The following is an 18537-nucleotide window of genomic DNA, read 5'->3' as shown; positions in this document are numbered from 1 at the left end:
GTAGGCGGGCGAGCTAGTACGATATCACAAGCATATCAGCATAACCGAAAGGCACTGCGTTTCATTCAATGGCCGGAGGCATTCAGCGGCCGCGGCTTGTAGGCCCGGTCGACGCTGTCGATATGTTCGGGCGCGAGCACTATCTCCAATGCCGCCATTGCCTCATCGACCTGCCCGGTCGAGGTTGCTCCAAAGATGGGCGCGGTAATCCCTGGGCGAGCCAGCGTCCAAGCGAGCGCCACTTGTGCCGAGGTTTTTCCGATCTCGGCGGCGATATTGGAGATGACCTCGCGAACGGCATGGTCGCTGTCCCTGTAGTAATATTTCTGCGTGTAGTCGTCGCTTTTCGTGCGCTCCGTCTGGTGGGCCAAATCGCGGCGGTCCGCGGCGAGAAAGCCGCGCGCGATTGGACTGAACGGGATCACTGCAACATCATCGTGACGGCAGTAGGGAAGCAATTCGCGCTCGCACTCGCGATGGGCGGGGTTGTATTCGCATTGCATCGAGATGAATCCCGGATGACTGCGCGCAGTAGCAATTGCGCGGCATTTTGCGAGTGTCCAGCCGGGCATCGTCGTGACGCCGACATAAAGCGCCTTTCCGGCGCGCACGATGTCAGCCATGGCATCGACCAATTCATCAAGGTCGGTATCGTTGTCCCAGATATGCGTCTGGAAAAGATCCACATGGTCCGTACCTAGGCGGGTCAGTGAATCATCGATCGCCTTGAACAGGTGCTTTTTGGAGTAGCCGCGCCCATTGCTATGCACAGCCATCGGGTTCCCCGCCTTGGTGGCGATGACGAAGCTGTCGCGCGGCTGCTGGCGTACGAGCGTCTGGCCGAGGATGCGCTCGCTCTCGCCAGCCGAATAGAAATCGCAGGTGTCGAAAAAGTTGATGCCGTAGTCGAGGGCGCGTGCAACGATCGGCGCAGATGCCTTCTCATCGAGCACCCAAGCCCGCCACCCCACTGATCCGAAACCCATCGCGCCGAGGCATAGCCGGGATACCTTCAAATTACTCTTGCCGAGCTTGACATAGTTCATCGGTCGACCCGTTGCTTGCGTGGGGAGGATTTGGCGTTTTGTCCAGGGTCGCGCAGCAGCGACAGCGCAAAAGCCGCGGACCTTTTCACATAGGCGCGCGTGAGATTTTCGGCGAGGTCGGCGTCGCGCGCGCGCACCGCATCGAAAATTCCGTGCAGTAGAGCCATCGTATCCCTGCGCCGTTCAGGCGAGGCGACGCGGGTAGTGACGGTGCGCAAATAGGTAACGCGGGCCTGCAGCAGAAAGGTCATTTGCCGGGTAATGTCGTTGCCCGCACCCTGCATGATAATGGCCCACACCGCATCGAGCTTTTCCGCATGCTGCCTGGCGAGCTCGGAAGTATCGGTTTCGCCCGCCTCCGAGATACGCCGCGCCAGCTCGTCTATCTGTTGCGGGGTGGCCCGCTCCACGAAGAGGCGCGCCATCGCAGATTCCAGGATTGCGCGCGCTTCATAGATCTGCCGGACTTCCCGTTCTGACAGGCGCGTCACGAACATGCCTTTGCCTGCCACCCGCGTGACAAGCCCCTCCGATTCGAGCTGGCTCAGCGCTTCCCGGATGCTCGTGCGGCTTACACCGGTTTGCTCGGCCAGCTTTCGTTCAACCAGCTTTTCGCCCGGCTTGAAAACTTCGTTGAGCAGGGCCTCGCGTAGCGTGACAACGGTCTGCTCGCGCAACGTCGGTGAATTCGCAATCGACCAGTCAGTCCATTCATGCATCGCGGCGTTTCTCCTGTCGTGCCTTCCTGACAGCTACGCGTTCGAGTTCGTCATCACAAGTAGCCGATTTAAATACGGTTGACCATATGGCTGACTGTTGGTATACCAAAAAAACGAATTTGAACGAGGGTTCCTCGAATGGCGCTGACGCGCACTAGAAACGATCTCATTGCCTACAAGAGAGGCGGCGAGGGCTATCCTCTCGTGCTCGTGCATGGAGTGGGCGCCAATCTGCAAAGCTGGGACGGCGTTAGCAGCAAACTGGAAGATAGCTTCGAAATCATTCGGTCCGATCTGCGCGGGCATGGCCAATCTGCGCGCATAGACGCGGAATATTCCGTCGAGAAATTCGCTGCCGACATCATTCAGGTGATGGATGACGCCAGGGTGCGCAAAGCCCATCTGGCCGGCTTTTCGCTAGGTGGCTTGATCGCGCAGGAGTTGGCCCGCTCCTATCCTGACCGCTTCGAACGCGTCGTGCTTCTTTCTGCCGTTGCCGGCCGCACCCCGACTGAGCGTGAAAAAGTTGTGGGGCGCCTGCAGATGATCCGCGACGGCGGCATGGATGCAATCACTGGTGCTGCGCACGACCGCTGGTTTACCAAGGAGTTTGCCGAGCACCATCCTGATGTGATCGAGCAGCGGATCGCCGAGCTCAAGACGGTCCATGTTCCCTCCTACCTCGAGGCGTACCGGGTGTTTGGCCTTACCGAACTGGTCGACCGGCTTCCCGAGATCGGCCAGCCGACGCTGGTGATGACGGGCGAGTTCGATCAGGGCTCGAACGTCCGGATGGCCGAGACGATGAACCGGCTGATCCCCAATTCCGAACTGCGCATTTTGGCGGGCCTCAAACACAGCGTCCTGGTCGAGGCATCCGAGCTGGTGTCCGGCCACGTGCGCGAGTTCCTTTCGCGCTCACGCTGAAGGATGAAAGGAGAACGAATGAACGAGGCGCTATTTGAGCTTGGACTGGAGCGGCGCAAAGCGACGCTTGGCAGCGAATATGTCGAAAACTCGCTGAGCAAGGCAACCGAATTCTCGAAGGGCTTTCAGACGTTCATCACCGAATATTGCTGGGGCGCGGCCTGGGGCGACGACAGACTGGATGCCAAGACCCGCAGCATGCTGAACATTGTCATGATTGCATCGCTCAACCGCATGCATGAATGGGAGCTGCATTTTCGCGGCGCTCTTCGCAACGGGGTCACCCGTGATGAGCTGGATGCCCTCATAACGCATCTGACGATCTATTGCGGCGTTCCTGTCGGTGTCGAGTGCCACCGCATCGCCAACCGCGTGCTGGCCGAACTTGCAGCCGGCGGAGCAGAAAAATGAGCGGGGTTCTTGTCCGCAAGGTTGTCGACTATGTCGAGGATACGTTCGTCGAAGGGGGGCGCACTGCGCCTGCTCCGCTTCGCATGGCGGCCTGCGCGGCGGTGATCCGCAATCCTTGGGCGGGATCGGCGTTTGTCGAGGACCTTCAGCCCCACATCATGGAGCACGCCAAGGTTCTGACGGAAACCCTCGTGCCGCGCCTTGTTGCGATCATGGGCGGTCCGGACCGGATCGAGGCATTCGGCAAGTGCGCGGTGACGGGAACCGACGGTGAGGTCGAACATGCGGCCGGCCTGATCCACACGCTGTATTTCGGCAACGTCTTCCGCATCGCCGCCGGCGGCGATTCTTTCCTTCCGTTCACGAACAAGCGCGCCGGCGCAGGCACCGCGCTGACGCTTCCACTTACCCACAAGGACGCTGAGAAGAAGGGCAGCCGCGCCCATTTCCTGACCGTGGAATTTACCATTCCGGACGCACCTGCCCACGATGAAATCGTCATCGCCCTAGGCGCCGCGAGCGGCGGGCGACCGCACCATCGCATCGGCGACCGGTTCAACGATATGCGCATCATGGGAGTGGATCAGGCAGGCAGGCCGCTGCACGCCGCGATTAAATAGCGTGAAAGCCCCTGGTTTCAACTGGGGCCAATAACGGCCAAGGCCGGACAATACAGGGAACTTAACCAACGGAGGACTTGTTATGGACAGAAGAGAATTCATGGCCGCTGTCAGCGGCTTCGCAATCATCGCTTCCTTGCCGGCAATAGCGCTGGCTCAGGATACCCAGCCGGTTACCGGCGGCACGCTCAATGTCGGTTTTATCAGCGACGTTCGCACGCTCGATCCGCTCCAGTCGTCACAATGGACCGAACGCCAGATCCTTTTCCTGGTGTTCGACACGCTTCTGGAGACGGAAGCTGACTTCTCCCTGAAGCCTGCGTTGGCGAAAAGCTGGGAATTTTCGGACGACGGCACGCGCGTTAGCCTGAAGCTTCAGGAAGGCGTAAAGTTCCATGACGGCACGCCGTTCAATGCCGAGGCCGTGAAATGGAATATTGACGCGCGTCTCGATCCAAAGGGCAACTCCTCGCAGCTCAAGTTGCTGGAAGGCGTCAAGAACGTCGAAGTGGTGGACGAACTCACCGTTGCCATCGATATGAAGGAACCCTATCCGCCTTTGCTGGCGCTGTTTGCCGATCGTGCAGGCCTGATGGCCTCGCCGGCGGCGGCCAAGAAATTCGGGAGTGATGTCGGATCCAATCCGGTCGGCACCGGTCCGTTCGTCTTTGGCGAATGGGTTCGCGGCTCGCGCATCGCGCTCACCAAGAACGAGAATTACTGGCAAAAAGGAATGCCGTATCTCGACGGCATTACATTCCAGGACATTCCGACGAACGTCGTCGGCATCCAGCGCATGGCCATTGGCGAGATCGACTTCATCAGCCAGCTCGATCCGCTGGATACACGCCTTTCGAAGGCCAGCCCGGATATCGAGCTTGTGCCGTCGAAGGGCGGCGTGTGGTACTCCTACCAGTGGCGTTGGGACGCCGAGCCGTACAACAAACCGGAGCTTCGCCAGGCCATCGCTCATGGTCTCAATCGTGACCGCATCAACCAGATCATCTGGGCCGGACAAGGCAAGATCTCCGACAGCTTCACGCCCGATGGCCTGTGGTGGACGCCGAAAGATTTGGTGCACTACGAATACGATCCGGAAAAGGCGCGCAAGATCGTGGCTGATGCCGGTCTGAAGGGCACCACGCTCAAGCTTGCTGCGCCGAGCGGCGATACGTTGCGGCGCTTCGCGGAATTGGCCAAGGAAGATCTTGACGCGATCGGCCTGAATATCGAACTCGAGCCGGTCCCCCAAAGCGATTACTATGCCAAGACGGTGTCTGGGGAGATCCACTTCACGCCGATGCGCTGGACGCAACGCGCCGACCCCGACGGCCTCATCCACTATCTCTTCGCCAGCAAGGGCACTGCTAACTCCACGGGCTACAAGAATGACGAAGTGGATAAATTGATCGACGAGGCGCGGGTAATTCCCGATCAGGCTCGCCGGAAGGAACTGTACGAGAAAATCCAGCGTCAGATTTCTGCCGATCTGCCTTACATGCCTGTTGGGTTCAGCATCGAATTCAACGCCATGCGAAACACTGTCAAGGGGTTCGCCCCAATGCCCGATGAAATTCCGCGGTTCCGTTACGTTTGGAAAACGCAGGCCTGATTTTCGCGCCTTGCCGCAGCGCGGTGCGTGGCGGCAAGGCCGGTTAAATCCGGTCTGTCCGCAACAGGTTTAAGGAATGTGAGCGCCATCATGACCGTCATCGATCGGATGTCTACGAACCATGCGTTTTGCGGGGCAGGCGGCGCGCGGCGCTTTTTCGATTCCTTCGTGATGAGCTGAGGCCGAAATGCTTGCGCTTGTACTCTCCCGCATAGCGATCATGGTGCCAAACGTTATCATCCTGACGTTTCTGCTGTTCGCGTCGGTAACGTCCTTTCTGGGCACGCCGGCAGCGATCATGCTGGGGGAGAACGCGTCACCGCAATCGATCGCCGAACTGAACGCGAAGCTCGGTTTCGACCAGCCTATCCTGTTGCGCTATTGGAATTGGATGGATGCCGCGATTTCGGGCGATCTCGGCCGGTCCTATTTGACGCAGCAACCCGTCGCGAAAATGATCGCGGATGCTCTTCCCTTGACGCTCGAACTCGCCGTCTGGGCAATTCTGATCGCCTTCTTGGGCGCCACGCTCATCAACTCGGCGACGTTCATGAAAAGGCTGATCGACCGGCTCACCGCCACTGTCAGCATCGTCGGCATTACCGTGCCGAATTTCTTTCTCGGACTGCTCCTGATCTATCTGTTTTCGGTGCAGCTTCGCTGGCTGCCGACGACCGGGTGGTCGCCATGGTCGAAGGGTGCGGGGCAGCATTTGATCCATATTATCCTGCCCGTGGTCACGCTCACGACCTTCTATTTCAGCTCTTTCACGCTCGTCTACAAAGCCGAATACCAATCGGTGAAAGACAGCCTCTTTATCCAGGCGGCACGGTCCAAGGGGCTCTCTGAAGCGCGCATTTCCTATCGGCATATACTGCCCAATAGCATCCTGCCCCTGATCACCTATGCAGGTCTTTCGCTCGGGCAGCTGGTCGGCGGCGCAGTCGTTACCGAAACCGTCTTTTCGATGCCTGGCATGGGCCGTCTTCTCGTCACAGCGATCTCGTCGAGGGATTTCCCAGTCATGCTCGCGGTCGGGATGGTGATCATCGTCGGCGTGATGATCCTCAACCTCGTGGCGGACGTGACCTACAGCCTCGTCAATCCGCTCGTGCGAACATCGGCTTAAAATCCAATGAAAAAACTCCCTTTTCGCTTGGTCCTGGGCCTGACACTTCTGGTGATCATCACTTTGATCGCGGTGTGTGCGCCCTTGATCGCGCCCCTGCACCCGACCGCTACAACGGTGAACGTGCTCGGCCCGCCTTCGGCCGCTAACATTCTCGGCACGGATCAGCTCGGCCGGGACGTGCTGTCGCGCGTGATCTACGGGACGAGGGTTTCATTACAGGTGGGCGCTTCGGCGGCAATCGTTGCTGTCTTAATTGGCGCGCCCCTTGGCCTGATAGCCGGGTTTTTCCGTGGCTGGATCGATTTCGTCCTCGTTCAGATCATCGACATTTTCATTGCCTTGCCGGGACTCGTGCTGGCGTTGATCATCACCGCGATGCTCGGGCCATCGGTGATCAATCTCGCCGTCACGCTGGGCGTCGTCACCGCGCCGACGGTTGCGCGGCTGGTTCGCGGCCAGGTCTTCGTGGTCCGGGAAATGGTCTTCGTGGAGGCTGCCCGCGCCACGGGCGCAAGCGCTTTTTGGATCATCCGCCATCATATCATGCCAAACACGATGCGCGTGGTGTGGGCGCAGTTCGCAATCAATGTCGCCTTCGCGATCTTCACCTCGGCAAGCCTGAGCTTTCTTGGGCTGGGTGTTCCCCCGCCTGCTCCGGACTGGGGCGGCATGGTGCGCGATGGCTCAATGTTTTTGCCGATCCTACCGCTGCTCAGCCTGGGGCCGGGCGCTGCCGTCGCCCTTACTGTTTTCACATTTTATCTTGTCGGGTCGAGCATGAACGAGGCCGCGTCCCGCAATGATCGCTGACTGGAGCAGGGAAATGACGTTTAGCCAAGTTGAGCCGCCGCTGCCGGCGTTCATCGAACAGCGCCTGCAGGAGTTTGCAGGCCGGGAAGGTGCGGAAAAGGCGCGGCGCTGGATGCGTCCGGCGGATGTTTTGATGCGAGTAGACAATTTGCGCTGCTTCAAGGCTTCGCGTGTAAGTTTTGCCGATATGCTACTGCGCAGGATGGTTCGCGAACGCTGGCAGATAAGGATGATCTCCTCGGAATGCAGCGATAACGGCGCGGCCAGGTTCGTCTACCGGATCGATGCGGAAGGCCATTCCTTCTCCTATATCGCCAGAGCCTATCCGTGGGACGGGATCGAAAAAGTCGGCCGCCGCTCGGACGGCGCCGACCGCGATATGTTCGGTGCTCTGTTCGTCAATCTTGCCAGTGACCAGCGCATCAAACGGGAATTCGACACGTTCGACATCAAGGCGGAAGGCGAGATGCGGACGGATTCGGATGTAATCGGCTGGACACCCGCAAATCGCAGCAGCCGCCATTTCGACGCGGTTGTCGGAGCGTTGTCGCGCGGCGAACAGCCCGCGCCTGAACTCGGCATTGCCTATCTCATGCGGAACGGCGGCTTTCAAAGCAGCGGTCGCAACGGAACGGTTTCCTATCCGGGCATTCCCGATGGGCACCCGCTGGCGCACCCATTCTTTGGGGATCTCTTCGCGGTCTATCTGGTGCGGCTGGTCTCCATCGATCTCGTCAATGCCGTGGCGCGGCAACGCAATCCAGACGCGGCACAACTCGACATTTCCATTGCGCGCGGGCTCGGCATAGGCAACTCGTCGGGCCAGGGCATGTGCGTCGCCCTCCAGCGCTGGCCGCATTGGGTCGCTACCTGGGTGACAGTTCGCGAGGCAGCGCTTGGCTACGCAAAAAGTCTGCCTGTCGATCCGGGCAGCATTTCGATTGTCCGGGGCTCGATAGATAGCGCCATCGTGATCTATGCGCAGGCCGACCCGCAGACTCAGAACTATGTGGTGGCCAACGAGACGATCATCGACAATCTGAAACGTATATCAGCAAGGTTGGAAGAAGGACGGTTTCAGCATTGGGGCCATGTTGCCGCAAATGTCGCGGAAACTATGGACGGCGAGACCAGAGAACTGTTCCACAGCCTGCTTCTCGATGTAGTGCCGGACTTTTGCGACGCGCTCGCACCCTATTTCCAGCCCGGCGCGGCCCGTAAGCGTCAGTTGCAGCCGGCCATGACGGTCGGCGCGCTGCGCGAAATTCTTCAGAGGAATTACGTTTGGGCTCTCACTGCCGACCGCACGCTCGCCGAGACCCATCAGCACTTCTGGTATCATTCGATTGATAATGGCGAGCAGAGACGCGGCGAGAGGGTCGTCGACCCGCATGAGCGTTTCGAGTCCTTCATAGACCACGTCGGACTGATCCAGAGGCTGGCATCGGTGCTGGTCAGCCGCGATGACCAGGAGCGCGTCGGCGACGTCATTTTGGACCACCCCGATCTGCACTACGCTATCTCGCGCGTGCAGTATCTGGACGGCTTGCCCTATGCGGAAATCCGCGATCCGCTGGCGCATCGTGATTTCGTACCTGCCGATCTCATCCGGTTTTTCCTGGCCTCGCTTGGCATTCGCGGCTCGACGCCGCTTAGCATTCGCTATGTGCGGGGGACCTTCTTCCAGGACGAGCCGCTGCCTTCGGAATTCCTCGACGCCGAAAGGCCGAGTTCCAGGGTCCGCGAGCATGAGAACGAGGTTGCCCTGTGAGCACGACCATGTTTGTTGCCTATTCGGAACTGACCCGCGTCCTGCCATGGTCGCTGAGGGCGCTGGGCTATGCGTTCGGAACCGCCGACCGGGGTGCTCACATTGTCGCCGCGGCGGCGGCACTGAACCCGGCTGTCCTTGACAAAATTTGCCGGGCGGAGAGGCGGCCCCGCCACCAATTCCGTCACCGGAAATCGGATACCTTGGTGACTGTGGAAGCCGCCGGTATCTCGTTTCTGGAAACCGGACCTGCCGCGATTGACGCTCTCGCCGCGCATATCAGCGGCTCCAAATGGGAAATGTGCAGAATAGCGGGGTCGACCGAGCTGTCGCTTGTTCCGGCTACACTGGTTGGGGCGATGGACTATGATCTCTGTTCGATCGGTATCATCGCCAAGGATGGAAGCTTTGACTGGCTGCTGGCCGAACCGGATGCGCACGGTCTGCTCTATTCCGGCCAGGGCCGCGACACACTCGCAGCGCTCCTCGGCGGTGACAAGGCGGTTCTGGAATCAATCGATGCCGCCGGGCTGACGCCAGGTTGCGTGCTGCTGATGGTCAGCGCTGGCAAGCCTGAACTGAAGTCGGTCGGCCACGTCGCCGTTAGGCCTCGGGAAAAGATCGCCGTGGCACATAGTAAAGGCATTCCGATATCGCGGCAGACACTGGATGCGTTATACGCGCTCGAAATGCTGACCTGGGCTCCGACTTCGGAGCGTTCCCGCTCGCAGGCGGGCTTCACTGTTGCACCGGCGCCAAGCTCATGAGCGAACAAAAGACAGCCCCCGTGGTTGAGGTAAAGGGCCTCAACGTCGCTTTCGGCAAGCACCATGTGGTGCACGATGTCGACCTTGCCATCCATACCGGCGAGACGCTTGCGCTCGTCGGCGAGTCGGGGTCCGGCAAGAGCGTCACCTCCATGGCGATCATGGGGCTGCTTTCCGCCACCACTCATGTGACCGGCTCGATTGTTGTCGATGGCCGGGAAGTTGTGGGCGCATCGACGTCGACGTTGCGGCAGGTGCGCGGCGGCATTGCCAGCATGATCTTCCAAGAACCGATGATGAGCCTGAATCCGGTTCTGCGGGTCAGCACGCAGATCAAGGAGATGCTGCGGCAGCATCGGCCCCTGAACGATGCCGAGGCGCGCGAAGAAGGCATCCGGCTTTTCGACCGCGTCCGCATTCCTGATGCGCGCCGGCGTTTCAACGACTATCCGCATATGTTTTCCGGCGGGATGCGGCAGCGGATCATGATCGCCATTGCCTTGGCGTGCTCTCCGAAGCTGCTCATCGCCGACGAGCCGACAACCGCGTTGGACGTGACCATACAGGCGCAAATCCTCGACCTGTTGAACGAGGTTCAGCGCGATACCGGCACAGCCATCCTGTTCATCACGCACGACATGGGCGTGGTCGCCAATATCGCCGACCGCGTCATGGTCATGCACAGGGGACACGCGGTAGAGACGGGAACGGTGAAGGATGTCTTCGAGCACCCGCGCGAGGACTATACGCGGATGCTAATCGACGCGGTTCCGCGTTTGGGGCATGGCGGAACCCGCTCCTATCTGGCGTCGGGCGAAGGAGAATCCTCAAAGCCGGTTTTGAGCGTGCGCAATTTGGTGACCCGGTTCGACGTGCGCGGCGGCGCACTGCGCCGGAAGGTGGGGCGCCTTCACGCCGTCGAGGGCCTGACCTTCGATATCATGCCGGGAGAAACGCTTTCGCTGGTGGGCGAGTCCGGATGCGGAAAATCAACGACCGGCCGCAGCATTTTGTTTCTCAATCCGCCGGATGCTGGCGAGGTAGTCTTCGGGGGACTTACGGTGCGGGGCGACAACAGGTCCGATCTTTCGGACCTCCGCCGCAACGTTCAGATGATCTTCCAAGACCCTTTCAGTTCCCTGGACCCGAAACAAAATATTGGGGCAATTCTGGCGGAGCCTCTGCTGTGCCATGGGCTTGCGACCAAGGCGCAGGCATCGGAAAAGGCCAAGTACCTTCTCGAGCGCGTTGGTCTCGACGCATCGATGGTCGGCCGTCTTCCGCATGAGTTTTCCGGCGGGCAACGTCAGCGCATCTGCATCGCGCGGGCCCTGATGCTCGATCCGAAGGCCATCATAGCCGACGAAGCCGTCTCGGCGCTCGACGTTTCGGTCAAGTCGCAGGTGATTGACCTGCTGCTTGAGTTGCAGGAGGAATTGAGGCTCTCCTATCTCTTCATCAGTCACGACATGGCCATCGTGGAGCGCGTCAGCCACCGCGTGGCCGTCATGTATCTCGGCGAGATCGTAGAAATCGGTCCAAGCCGGGAGGTGATAGGCAACCCGATGCATCCCTATACCCAGAAGCTGATGGCGGCAGTGCCGAATCCCGAGCCGGTGGCCGACAGGCACCGCTTGATCGGGAAGCCGGTGACGGAATTGCCGTCGCCCGTGCGGCCGCTCGATTTCATAGCCCCCAAGCGGCTGCTTCGCACGGTCGGACCTGATCACTTCGTGATCGAGTGACAAGTTTTAATCGGGGCGCTTCTCGATACTAATGGAGAGTTCGATGAACACACATGCAGGGCAGTTTCAAATTGGCGAGAAGGCGGCATCCTTTTTACGCCAAGAGAAAAAACTCCTTATCGATGGCAAATGGGTGCCAGCCCAGTCCGGCAAGGTTTTCGACACTTACGATCCCGGCACCGGGCGCGTGATCGCGCAAGTTCCGGAAGGAGATGCCGCCGATATCGATAACGCCGTCAAAGCAGCCAGGCGGGCTTTCGAAGGTCCATGGAACGGCATCACGCCAAGCGAGCGCGGCCGTCTCCTCTGGAAACTCGCCGATCTGCTGGAGCAGAATGCCGACGAGCTGGCCGAGCTGGAAGTTCTCAACAATGGCAAGCCGCTGGCCAATGCGCGAAATTCGGACGTTGCGCTTAGCGTGGATATGTTCCGCTATATGGCCGGCTGGGCGACCAAGATCACCGGGGAAACCATTTCGATCTCTGCGCCGGACAAGTACCATGCTTTCACGGTGCGTGAGCCGATCGGCGTCGTCGGCCAGATCATTCCCTGGAACGCGCCGCTTCTCATGCTGGCCTGGAAGGTCGCTCCGGCACTCGCCACCGGTTGCACGATCGTGCTCAAGCCGGCGGAGCAAACGCCGCTGACGGCACTGCGATTCGGGGAACTGGTTCAGGAGGCCGGCATTCCCGATGGCGTGGTCAATGTCGTAACCGGGTTCGGACCGACCGCGGGCGCAGCCATCGCGGCGCATCCGCAAATCGATAAAGTCGCCTTTACCGGCTCCAGCGAAGTCGGCCGCGTCATCGTCAAGGCAGCCGCCGGCAATCTGAAAAAGGTGTCCCTGGAACTGGGAGGCAAGTCCCCCGTCATCGTCTTTCCCGATGCCGACCTTTCGGTTGCAATTCCCGGCGTCACGCAGGGAATTTTCGCTAATAGCGGCCAAGTCTGCACCGCCGGATCGCGACTGTTTGCCCACAAGAAGGTTTTCGATCAGATCGTCGACGGCATCGGCCAGCGAGCCGGAAATATCCGGGTTGGCCATGGCCTCAGCGAAGGCGTCCAAATGGGACCGGTCATTTCCCCGATCCAGTGCAACCGCGTAATGAGCTATATCGAGCAGGGCAGGAGCGCCGGCGCGACGGTGGCGTTTGGCGGCACGCGCATCGGCAATGAGGGCAACTTCATCGCCCCAACGGTGCTGACAGGCACGCGGCCCGACATGGCGGTGGTGCAGGAAGAGATTTTCGGGCCTGTCCTGTGCGCCATGAGCTTCGATGATGACGATCTGGAGCAGATCGCCAGACAGGCGAATGACAGCATCTTCGGGCTCGCCGGCAGCGTCTGGACGCGGGACCTGAGCATTGCCCACAAGATGGTGCGGCGCATTCGCGCCGGCCGGATCGGGGTCAATGTGCACGGCTCGGTGGACGCGGCCATTCCCACAGGCGGCTTCAAGCAATCCGGCTGGGGCCGGGAAAGGGGACAAGAAGGCCTGAACCTCTACACAGAGACCAAGTCGGTCATAATGTCGCTCTGAAAGCTGCCAGAGAGCTGATGTAGGATGTTCTGTTCCTCGCTGGAGAACGCCCCATGTTGTCGGGGAAGCTCCGTTACCCCGATGGGACTTCAGCGGCATGTTCGATGGCCCTAAGCCCACGAAGCAAACCATGAAGATTTGCAGCGAATGGGTGGTTGGATATCCGTCTGCTCAGGATGTGAACGCCGCTAGACGATGAACAAACGTGTGGTTTCCGACATGAACCGACCGCGTCGGTCGAGTCCTAACACTGCCGCGGCCTTGGAAAACGGTTGGCGTGATTTGAAGCCGCGATTTCGATACACCTCAACGCCGGCTCATTCGGGTTGGTCGAAATCAGGATAGGATGCAGCACCGGACAGGGTCGCCCTGAAGTTTCTGGACGGTGAGTGTGCACAGGAGTATTTAACCTCCATGGATCCCAAGCGGCTCGACCACAAACTCGATTGCAAGACGTGCGGGACGATCCAGATGGATATCCCCGCCAACTCCACCGAGCACACGCCCATCCATTGCAGCAGTTGCGGCGGTTACCTCGGCGAGTGGGGAGAACTTCAAGACGATTTTTACAAGCAGGCCGGCGACGCTCGGGCCTTCGACCTGAACCACGGCGACATTATCAAGAAATAGCGTCCGGGATGGCAATTTCGCACTGCACCCATGCAAAATTGTGCATTGCACAATGACCACCACTCAGCGACTTTCACAGCGTCGGCCATCTACTCCTCCCAGATGCGATGCCGATACAAGCGAGCCACACCTCCTCCCGTGGCAAGCTTCAGATCGAACCCGCTGCCACTTCCTCCCGGCAGCGGGTTTTTTCATGGGCGGCCGGTGTCCCTGTAATTCTCGGGTGAAGCCGAAGCTCTTTCCTCTTGCGGGCGCAGGGCGACGCCCCTTGGTGGTCAAGACACTTACTACCACGCAAGAGGCTGTCGGCAGGCGGCGGCTACCGTGAGGATTGTTGTGCACAAAGATTATCGTGCTGTTTTGTTTCGAGAGGAACTCTCCATTCAGATGGTCGCATCAGCGAATGTCAGTATCGGCGGTTTTCGCTATGTCGGCCATCGGGGCGGGAGCATGCGGAACGATACGGGAAGACTTCTGATTTTGGCCCACCAAAAACTCAACAAAATCAATGATTTTAATACGCCCTCCGGGCCCGCCAAGAGCAGCTCGGAGCGGGATCGATGGAACTGGTCTCCAGCAAGGTCGACTTGTTTGCAAAGACTCGTTGGTGACGAGAGGCGGCCGGTAGTGACCTGAGACCCATTTTTGCTCCAGTTCAATGGAGAGTCCGAGGCTTCATTTCTGGCCTCATGCGGCCTGTTTTTCCAGTGCCATTTTCATGGCGAATTCGCTGGGCGTGATGTTGCCCAGCGCTGAGTGTGGTCTGTGCCGGTTGTAGTCCTCCTTCCAGAACTGGATCGCCACCCGTGCTTCCGCGAGGGTGGAAAACAGCGTTTCGTTCAGGCATTCGTCGCGGAATCGGCCGTTGAAGCTCTCCACGAAGCCGTTCTGCATCGGCTTGCCGGGCGCGATGTAATGCCATTCGACGCCGCTCTCCCGCACCATTTGAGGATGGCCATCGAGGTCAGTTCGGTGCCGTTGTCGGAGACGATTGTGCAGGGCTTGCCGCGACGGGCGATGATGGCGTCCAGTTCCCGGACCACGCGGGCGCCTGACAGCGATGTGTCAGCGACCAGCGCCAGGCATTCCCGCGTGAAGTCGTCGACGACGGCCAGAACCCGGAACCGCCGGCCGTCCGTGAAGGCGTCGCTGACAAAGTCGAGCGACCAACGCTCGTTCATCCGGTCCGGCACGATCATCGGCCTTCTCGTTCCCAAGGCCCGCTTGCGGCCGCCACGCCTGCGAACCTGCAGCTTCTCCTCCCGGTAAAGCCGCCGCAGCTTCTTTTGGTTCATCACCATCCCTTGCCGTTCAAGCATGATGTGGATGCGCCGGTAGCCGAAGCGCCGCCGCTCCGCGGCCACCGTCTTCATCGCGGTTCGAAAGACGGCATCATCCGGCCGGGTGCTTTTGTAGCGAACGCTCGAGCGATCGACGAAAAGAGCCTTGCACGCCCGACGCTGGCTCACCCCATGCTGATCGCAGGCGTGGGCCACAGCGCATCGCTTGGCATCGGGCGTCACCATTTTTTTGCAGCGACATCCTTCAGGATGGCGTTGTCCAGCATCTGCTCGGCCAGCAGCTTCTTCAGCTTGGCATTCTCTTCCTCCAGGGCCTTCAGCTTGCGCGCATCGGAAACGTCCATGCCGCCAAACTTGGCCTTGTATTTGTAGAAAGTCGCCTCCGATATCCCGTGTTTGCGGCAGACATCGGCGGTCTTCATTCCCGCCTCCTGCTCCTTCAAAATCGCGATGATCTGTTGTTCCGTGAACCGTGAACGCTTCATTCGTCCGTCTCCTCGATCAGACGGACTCTACCAAAAACTGGAGGAGCTTTAGGGTCTCAGGTCACGATTGGTCCCGATAGTTGGCGAAGCCTCGAAATATTTTTCGTGGCGATTTTTCCCTCTAAAATCAAAAGCGTAACTTTTTGACGGTTCTGATGTCGGATTTTGCGCGGGGCTGAAAAATATTTGATAGTGATTTCAATAGGTTATATGCGTTGGATTCGTGCTCCTTTCTAACAGCCTGACCAATCTGAAACGCACCGGGCGATGGATGTAAAGCGCCATCGGTGTGGCATAGGGTAACGGCGTAGAATGGCGTGCAAATCGGCGGGCTTCGCCCTGAGGTTATCGCGCCCACACTGAGCTGGCTAAGCGCACCTGAATGAGGTCAAAGTCGCGTAATATGCGGTCCGGAACAGGAAAAAGGTCGTTCCTCTTGAACTCCTTACCGAGACACTCTGAACATTCAGAGTGGAGTAGTCGATCAAATGCCGGCCGTTGCTCAGAGATGGGTCTTGCTGTTCCACATCGCGTCTGGCACCACCACCAGCTTGCCGACGAAATCCTTGGCGATGAAATCCGCCTGAGCGCGGTGGAAGTCGGACAGCCTGTAGACGCCGCCGACCAGCGGCCTGATCTTTTTCTCTTCGATGTAGCTCACGATGCGGCGGAAATCCGCCCGTGTGCCCTGACTCGAGCCATGAAGCTGCAGCTGCTTCAGGTACATGGTCCTGAGATCGAGTTGCACGACAGGGCCGGCAATGGCGCCAGCCGTAGTGTAGCGACCCTCGGGCCTCAGGATGCGCAAGAGGTCGTTGAAGATCGCGCCGCCGACGAGGTCGGCGACCACATCGATGGGTTGGCCGCCGGTCGCCTCGGTCACGGCGGCGGGCAGGTCGGCAACGCCACGGGTGATCACCGCTTCGGCGCCGATGTCGCGCACGGCCTGCTCCTTGCCTTTGCCGACGATGGCATAGGGGATGGCGCCACGCGCCCGCGCCAGTTGCAGGATGCCGGAGCCGACGCCACCCGACGCGCCGGTGACCAGCACGCGTTCGCCGGCCTTCAGCCCGGCGCGCTCCAACATTTGCTCACCGGTGAGATAGGCGCAGCAGAAGGTGGCGAGCTCGATATCGGTCAGTTCGGTATCGACGACATGGGCGTTCGTGGCCGGCACCGCCTGGTATTCGGCGTAGCCGCCATCGCGGCCATGGCCCATATAGTCGATGTCGGCAAGTGAATCGTCGTCACGGTTGTAGATGGAGAAATCGACCATCACCCTTTCACCGACACGATCAGGCGAGACGCCGGCGCCGACGGCAGCAATGTGGCCCACGGTGTCGGTGCCCTGGATGCGCGGGAAGGTCAGCGTGTTGCCTTGCCGCCGCCATGTCGACACGGCAGCCGCGTCCTCCTCCGTGCCATAAGCGCCCTGGCGCACCCAGACGTCGGTGTTGTTCATGCCGCAAGCGGTGACTTTGACCAGGACTTCGCCGGAGCGGGCGAAGGGACTTGCACATCGGTGCGGTAGACAAGTTTTTCGGGTCCGCCGTGCCCTGTCAAAAGCACGGCGGCCATGGTGGCGGGGAGGGTCTTGGTCATGGCATCCATGGATCGATTTCAGAGATTGGCAAACACGCTCTTCACCGCATCGGCGGTCCTCGACACGACGATGTCGGCTTCCTCGCGGGTCAGGCAGAGCGGTGGCGCGAAGCCGAGGATGTCGCCCTGCGGCATGGCGCGGCCGATGACGCCGCTTGCGGCAAGTGCGGTCGCCACCTGCGGGCCGATCTTCTGCAAAGCTTCGAAAAACACCCGATCGTCCTTGTCGGCGACGAATTCGACCGCCGCCAGCATGCCGTCGCCGCGCACGTCGCCGACATTTTTGTGACCGCCGACGGCCTTGGCCAGTTCGGCTCGGAAATAGGCGCCAGTCTCCCGGGCATTTGTCACAAGGTCCATCTCGTCGATCAGTTCGAGGTTGGCGACACCGGCAGCAACGCAGATCGGGTGCGCCGAATAGGTCCAGCCGTGGCCGAGCGAGCCGAGCTTGTCGGAGCCCTGCACCAGCACCTGCCAGACCTTGTCGGCAACGATGACGCCCGATAGCGGTGCATAGGCCGAGGTCAGGCCCTTGGCGATGGTGATCAGGTCCGGCTTGATGCCGTAATGGTCGGAGCCGAACATGGTGCCGAGACGGCCGAAGCCAGTCACCACCTCGTCGGCGACCAGCAGCACGTCGTACTTCTTCAGCACGCCCTGGATTTTTTCCCAGTAGCCGGCCGGCGGCGGCACGATCCCGCCTGTGCCGAGGATCGGCTCGCCGATGAAGGCGGCAATCGTCTCCGGCCCTTCGGCAAGGATCATTTCCTCGAGTCTGTCGGCGCAGTGTTGCGAGAACTGCTCCTCGCTCATCGAGCGGTCGGCACGGCGGAAGTAATAGGGCGCCTCGGTGTGCAGGATCGGCGCGCGCGGCAGGTCGAAAGCGTTGTGGAACAGGTCGAGCCCGGTCAGCGATCCGGTCATGACGCCGGAGCCGTGATAGCCGCGCCAGCGCGAGATGATCTTCTTCTTCTCCGGCCGTCCCAGCACGTTGTTGTAGTACCAGATCAGCTTGATGTTGGTTTCGTTGGCGTCGGAACCGGACAGACCGAAATAGACCCTCGACATGCCCTCGGGCGCCCGGTCGATGATCATCTTGGCAAGCGTGATCGACGCCTCGGTGCCGTGGCCGACATAGGCGTGGTAGTAGGCGAGGTTCATCGCCTGGGCGGCGATGGCGTCTGCAATCTTCTGGCGACCGTAGCCGACATTGACGCAATAGAGGCCGGCGAAGGCATCGATGCTCTTCTTGCCATTGTTGTCCCAGACGATGACGCCCTCGCCGCCGGCCATGACCCGCGTCGGTGATTCACCGCGCGCGTGCATCCCCATATGGGTCGAGGGATGAAAGAGGTGGTCGCGGTCCCAGGCGGCGAGTTCGTTGGACTGGTCGAGCATTTTGCTACTCCTTGAAAAAGA

14 protein-coding genes and 2 pseudogenes are annotated in these 18537 nt (G+C 60.1%); 11 read left to right on the top strand and 5 right to left on the bottom strand.

From position 1 onward, the window contains the following. Positions 1–65: 65 nt before the first annotated feature. Both AC07FD_RS10020 and AC07FD_RS10015 read right to left on the bottom strand, forming a co-directional pair. Positions 66–1046 (bottom strand): aldo/keto reductase, encoded by a 981-nt coding sequence (locus tag AC07FD_RS10020; protein WP_478349699.1) that lies wholly within the window; start codon positions 1044–1046, stop codon positions 66–68. Beyond that, positions 1043–1765 (bottom strand): GntR family transcriptional regulator, encoded by a 723-nt coding sequence (locus AC07FD_RS10015; protein WP_478349698.1) that lies wholly within the window; start codon positions 1763–1765, stop codon positions 1043–1045. The genes AC07FD_RS10020 and AC07FD_RS10015 overlap by 4 nt, the downstream gene beginning before the upstream one ends. A 138-nt stretch (positions 1766–1903) precedes the next feature. Here AC07FD_RS10015 and AC07FD_RS10010 point away from each other — a divergent pair, with 138 nt between their 5' ends. From AC07FD_RS10010 to AC07FD_RS09960, 11 genes are all read left to right on the top strand, one after another. Then, a complete protein-coding gene (locus tag AC07FD_RS10010; protein ID WP_478349697.1) occupies positions 1904–2692 on the top strand; it encodes an alpha/beta fold hydrolase in 789 nt (262 codons plus the stop codon). Between the two features lie 18 nt (positions 2693–2710). Continuing rightward, entirely contained in the window at positions 2711–3103 is a 393-nt protein-coding gene (locus tag AC07FD_RS10005) for a carboxymuconolactone decarboxylase family protein (protein ID WP_478349696.1), read from the top strand. After that, complete coding sequence (locus AC07FD_RS10000; RefSeq protein WP_478349695.1) at positions 3100–3723, top strand: amino acid synthesis family protein; 624 nt, start codon at positions 3100–3102, stop codon at positions 3721–3723. The genes AC07FD_RS10005 and AC07FD_RS10000 overlap by 4 nt, the downstream gene beginning before the upstream one ends. Positions 3724–3805: 82 nt before the next feature. Beyond that, positions 3806–5335: an ABC transporter substrate-binding protein gene (locus AC07FD_RS09995; protein WP_478349694.1), complete on the top strand. Its 1530-nt coding sequence runs from the start codon at positions 3806–3808 to the stop codon at positions 5333–5335. Between the two features lie 187 nt (positions 5336–5522). Beyond that, positions 5523–6464, top strand: coding sequence for an ABC transporter permease (locus tag AC07FD_RS09990; RefSeq protein WP_478349693.1), 942 nt, complete (start codon positions 5523–5525; stop codon positions 6462–6464). A 6-nt stretch (positions 6465–6470) separates the two neighbouring features. Next, positions 6471–7277 carry an ABC transporter permease gene (locus AC07FD_RS09985; protein WP_478349692.1) on the top strand — a complete coding sequence of 269 codons (807 nt, stop codon included), beginning with the start codon at positions 6471–6473 and terminating at the stop codon, positions 7275–7277. 13 nt (positions 7278–7290) lie between these two features. Next, on the top strand, positions 7291–9048 hold the full coding sequence (locus AC07FD_RS09980) for a hypothetical protein (protein WP_478349691.1): 1758 nt from the start codon (positions 7291–7293) through the stop codon (positions 9046–9048). Continuing rightward, positions 9045–9815 carry a hypothetical protein gene (locus AC07FD_RS09975; protein WP_478349690.1) on the top strand — a complete coding sequence of 257 codons (771 nt, stop codon included), beginning with the start codon at positions 9045–9047 and terminating at the stop codon, positions 9813–9815. Before AC07FD_RS09980 ends, AC07FD_RS09975 begins: the two co-directional genes overlap by 4 nt. Then, positions 9812–11560: an ABC transporter ATP-binding protein gene (locus AC07FD_RS09970; protein ID WP_478349689.1), complete on the top strand. Its 1749-nt coding sequence runs from the start codon at positions 9812–9814 to the stop codon at positions 11558–11560. The genes AC07FD_RS09975 and AC07FD_RS09970 overlap by 4 nt, the downstream gene beginning before the upstream one ends. A gap of 43 nt (positions 11561–11603) precedes the next feature. Next, positions 11604–13100 carry an aldehyde dehydrogenase family protein gene (locus AC07FD_RS09965; protein WP_478349688.1) on the top strand — a complete coding sequence of 499 codons (1497 nt, stop codon included), beginning with the start codon at positions 11604–11606 and terminating at the stop codon, positions 13098–13100. Between the two features lie 414 nt (positions 13101–13514). Next, the gene (locus tag AC07FD_RS09960; RefSeq protein ID WP_478349687.1) at positions 13515–13730 is read left to right on the top strand and encodes a hypothetical protein; all 216 of its coding nucleotides are present in this window, start codon (positions 13515–13517) and stop codon (positions 13728–13730) included. Positions 13731–14417: 687 nt separating this feature from the next. Here AC07FD_RS09960 and AC07FD_RS09955 read toward each other — a convergent pair. The 3 genes and pseudogenes from AC07FD_RS09955 to AC07FD_RS09945 all read right to left on the bottom strand — a co-directional run bounded on the left by AC07FD_RS09955 (position 14418) and on the right by AC07FD_RS09945 (position 18516). Next, a pseudogene (locus tag AC07FD_RS09955) lies at positions 14418–15516 on the bottom strand (IS3 family transposase). A 502-nt stretch (positions 15517–16018) separates the two neighbouring features. Beyond that, a pseudogene (locus AC07FD_RS09950) lies at positions 16019–17127 on the bottom strand (alcohol dehydrogenase family protein). 9 nt (positions 17128–17136) lie between these two features. Then, on the bottom strand, positions 17137–18516 hold the full coding sequence (locus AC07FD_RS09945; RefSeq protein WP_478349686.1) for an aminotransferase: 1380 nt from the start codon (positions 18514–18516) through the stop codon (positions 17137–17139). Positions 18517–18537 lie beyond the last annotated feature (21 nt).

The organism is Mesorhizobium waitakense (assembly GCF_056431085.1).
The sequence above is the reverse complement of the archived record's forward strand: the minus strand, read 5'-3'. Positions and strand labels throughout refer to the sequence as shown.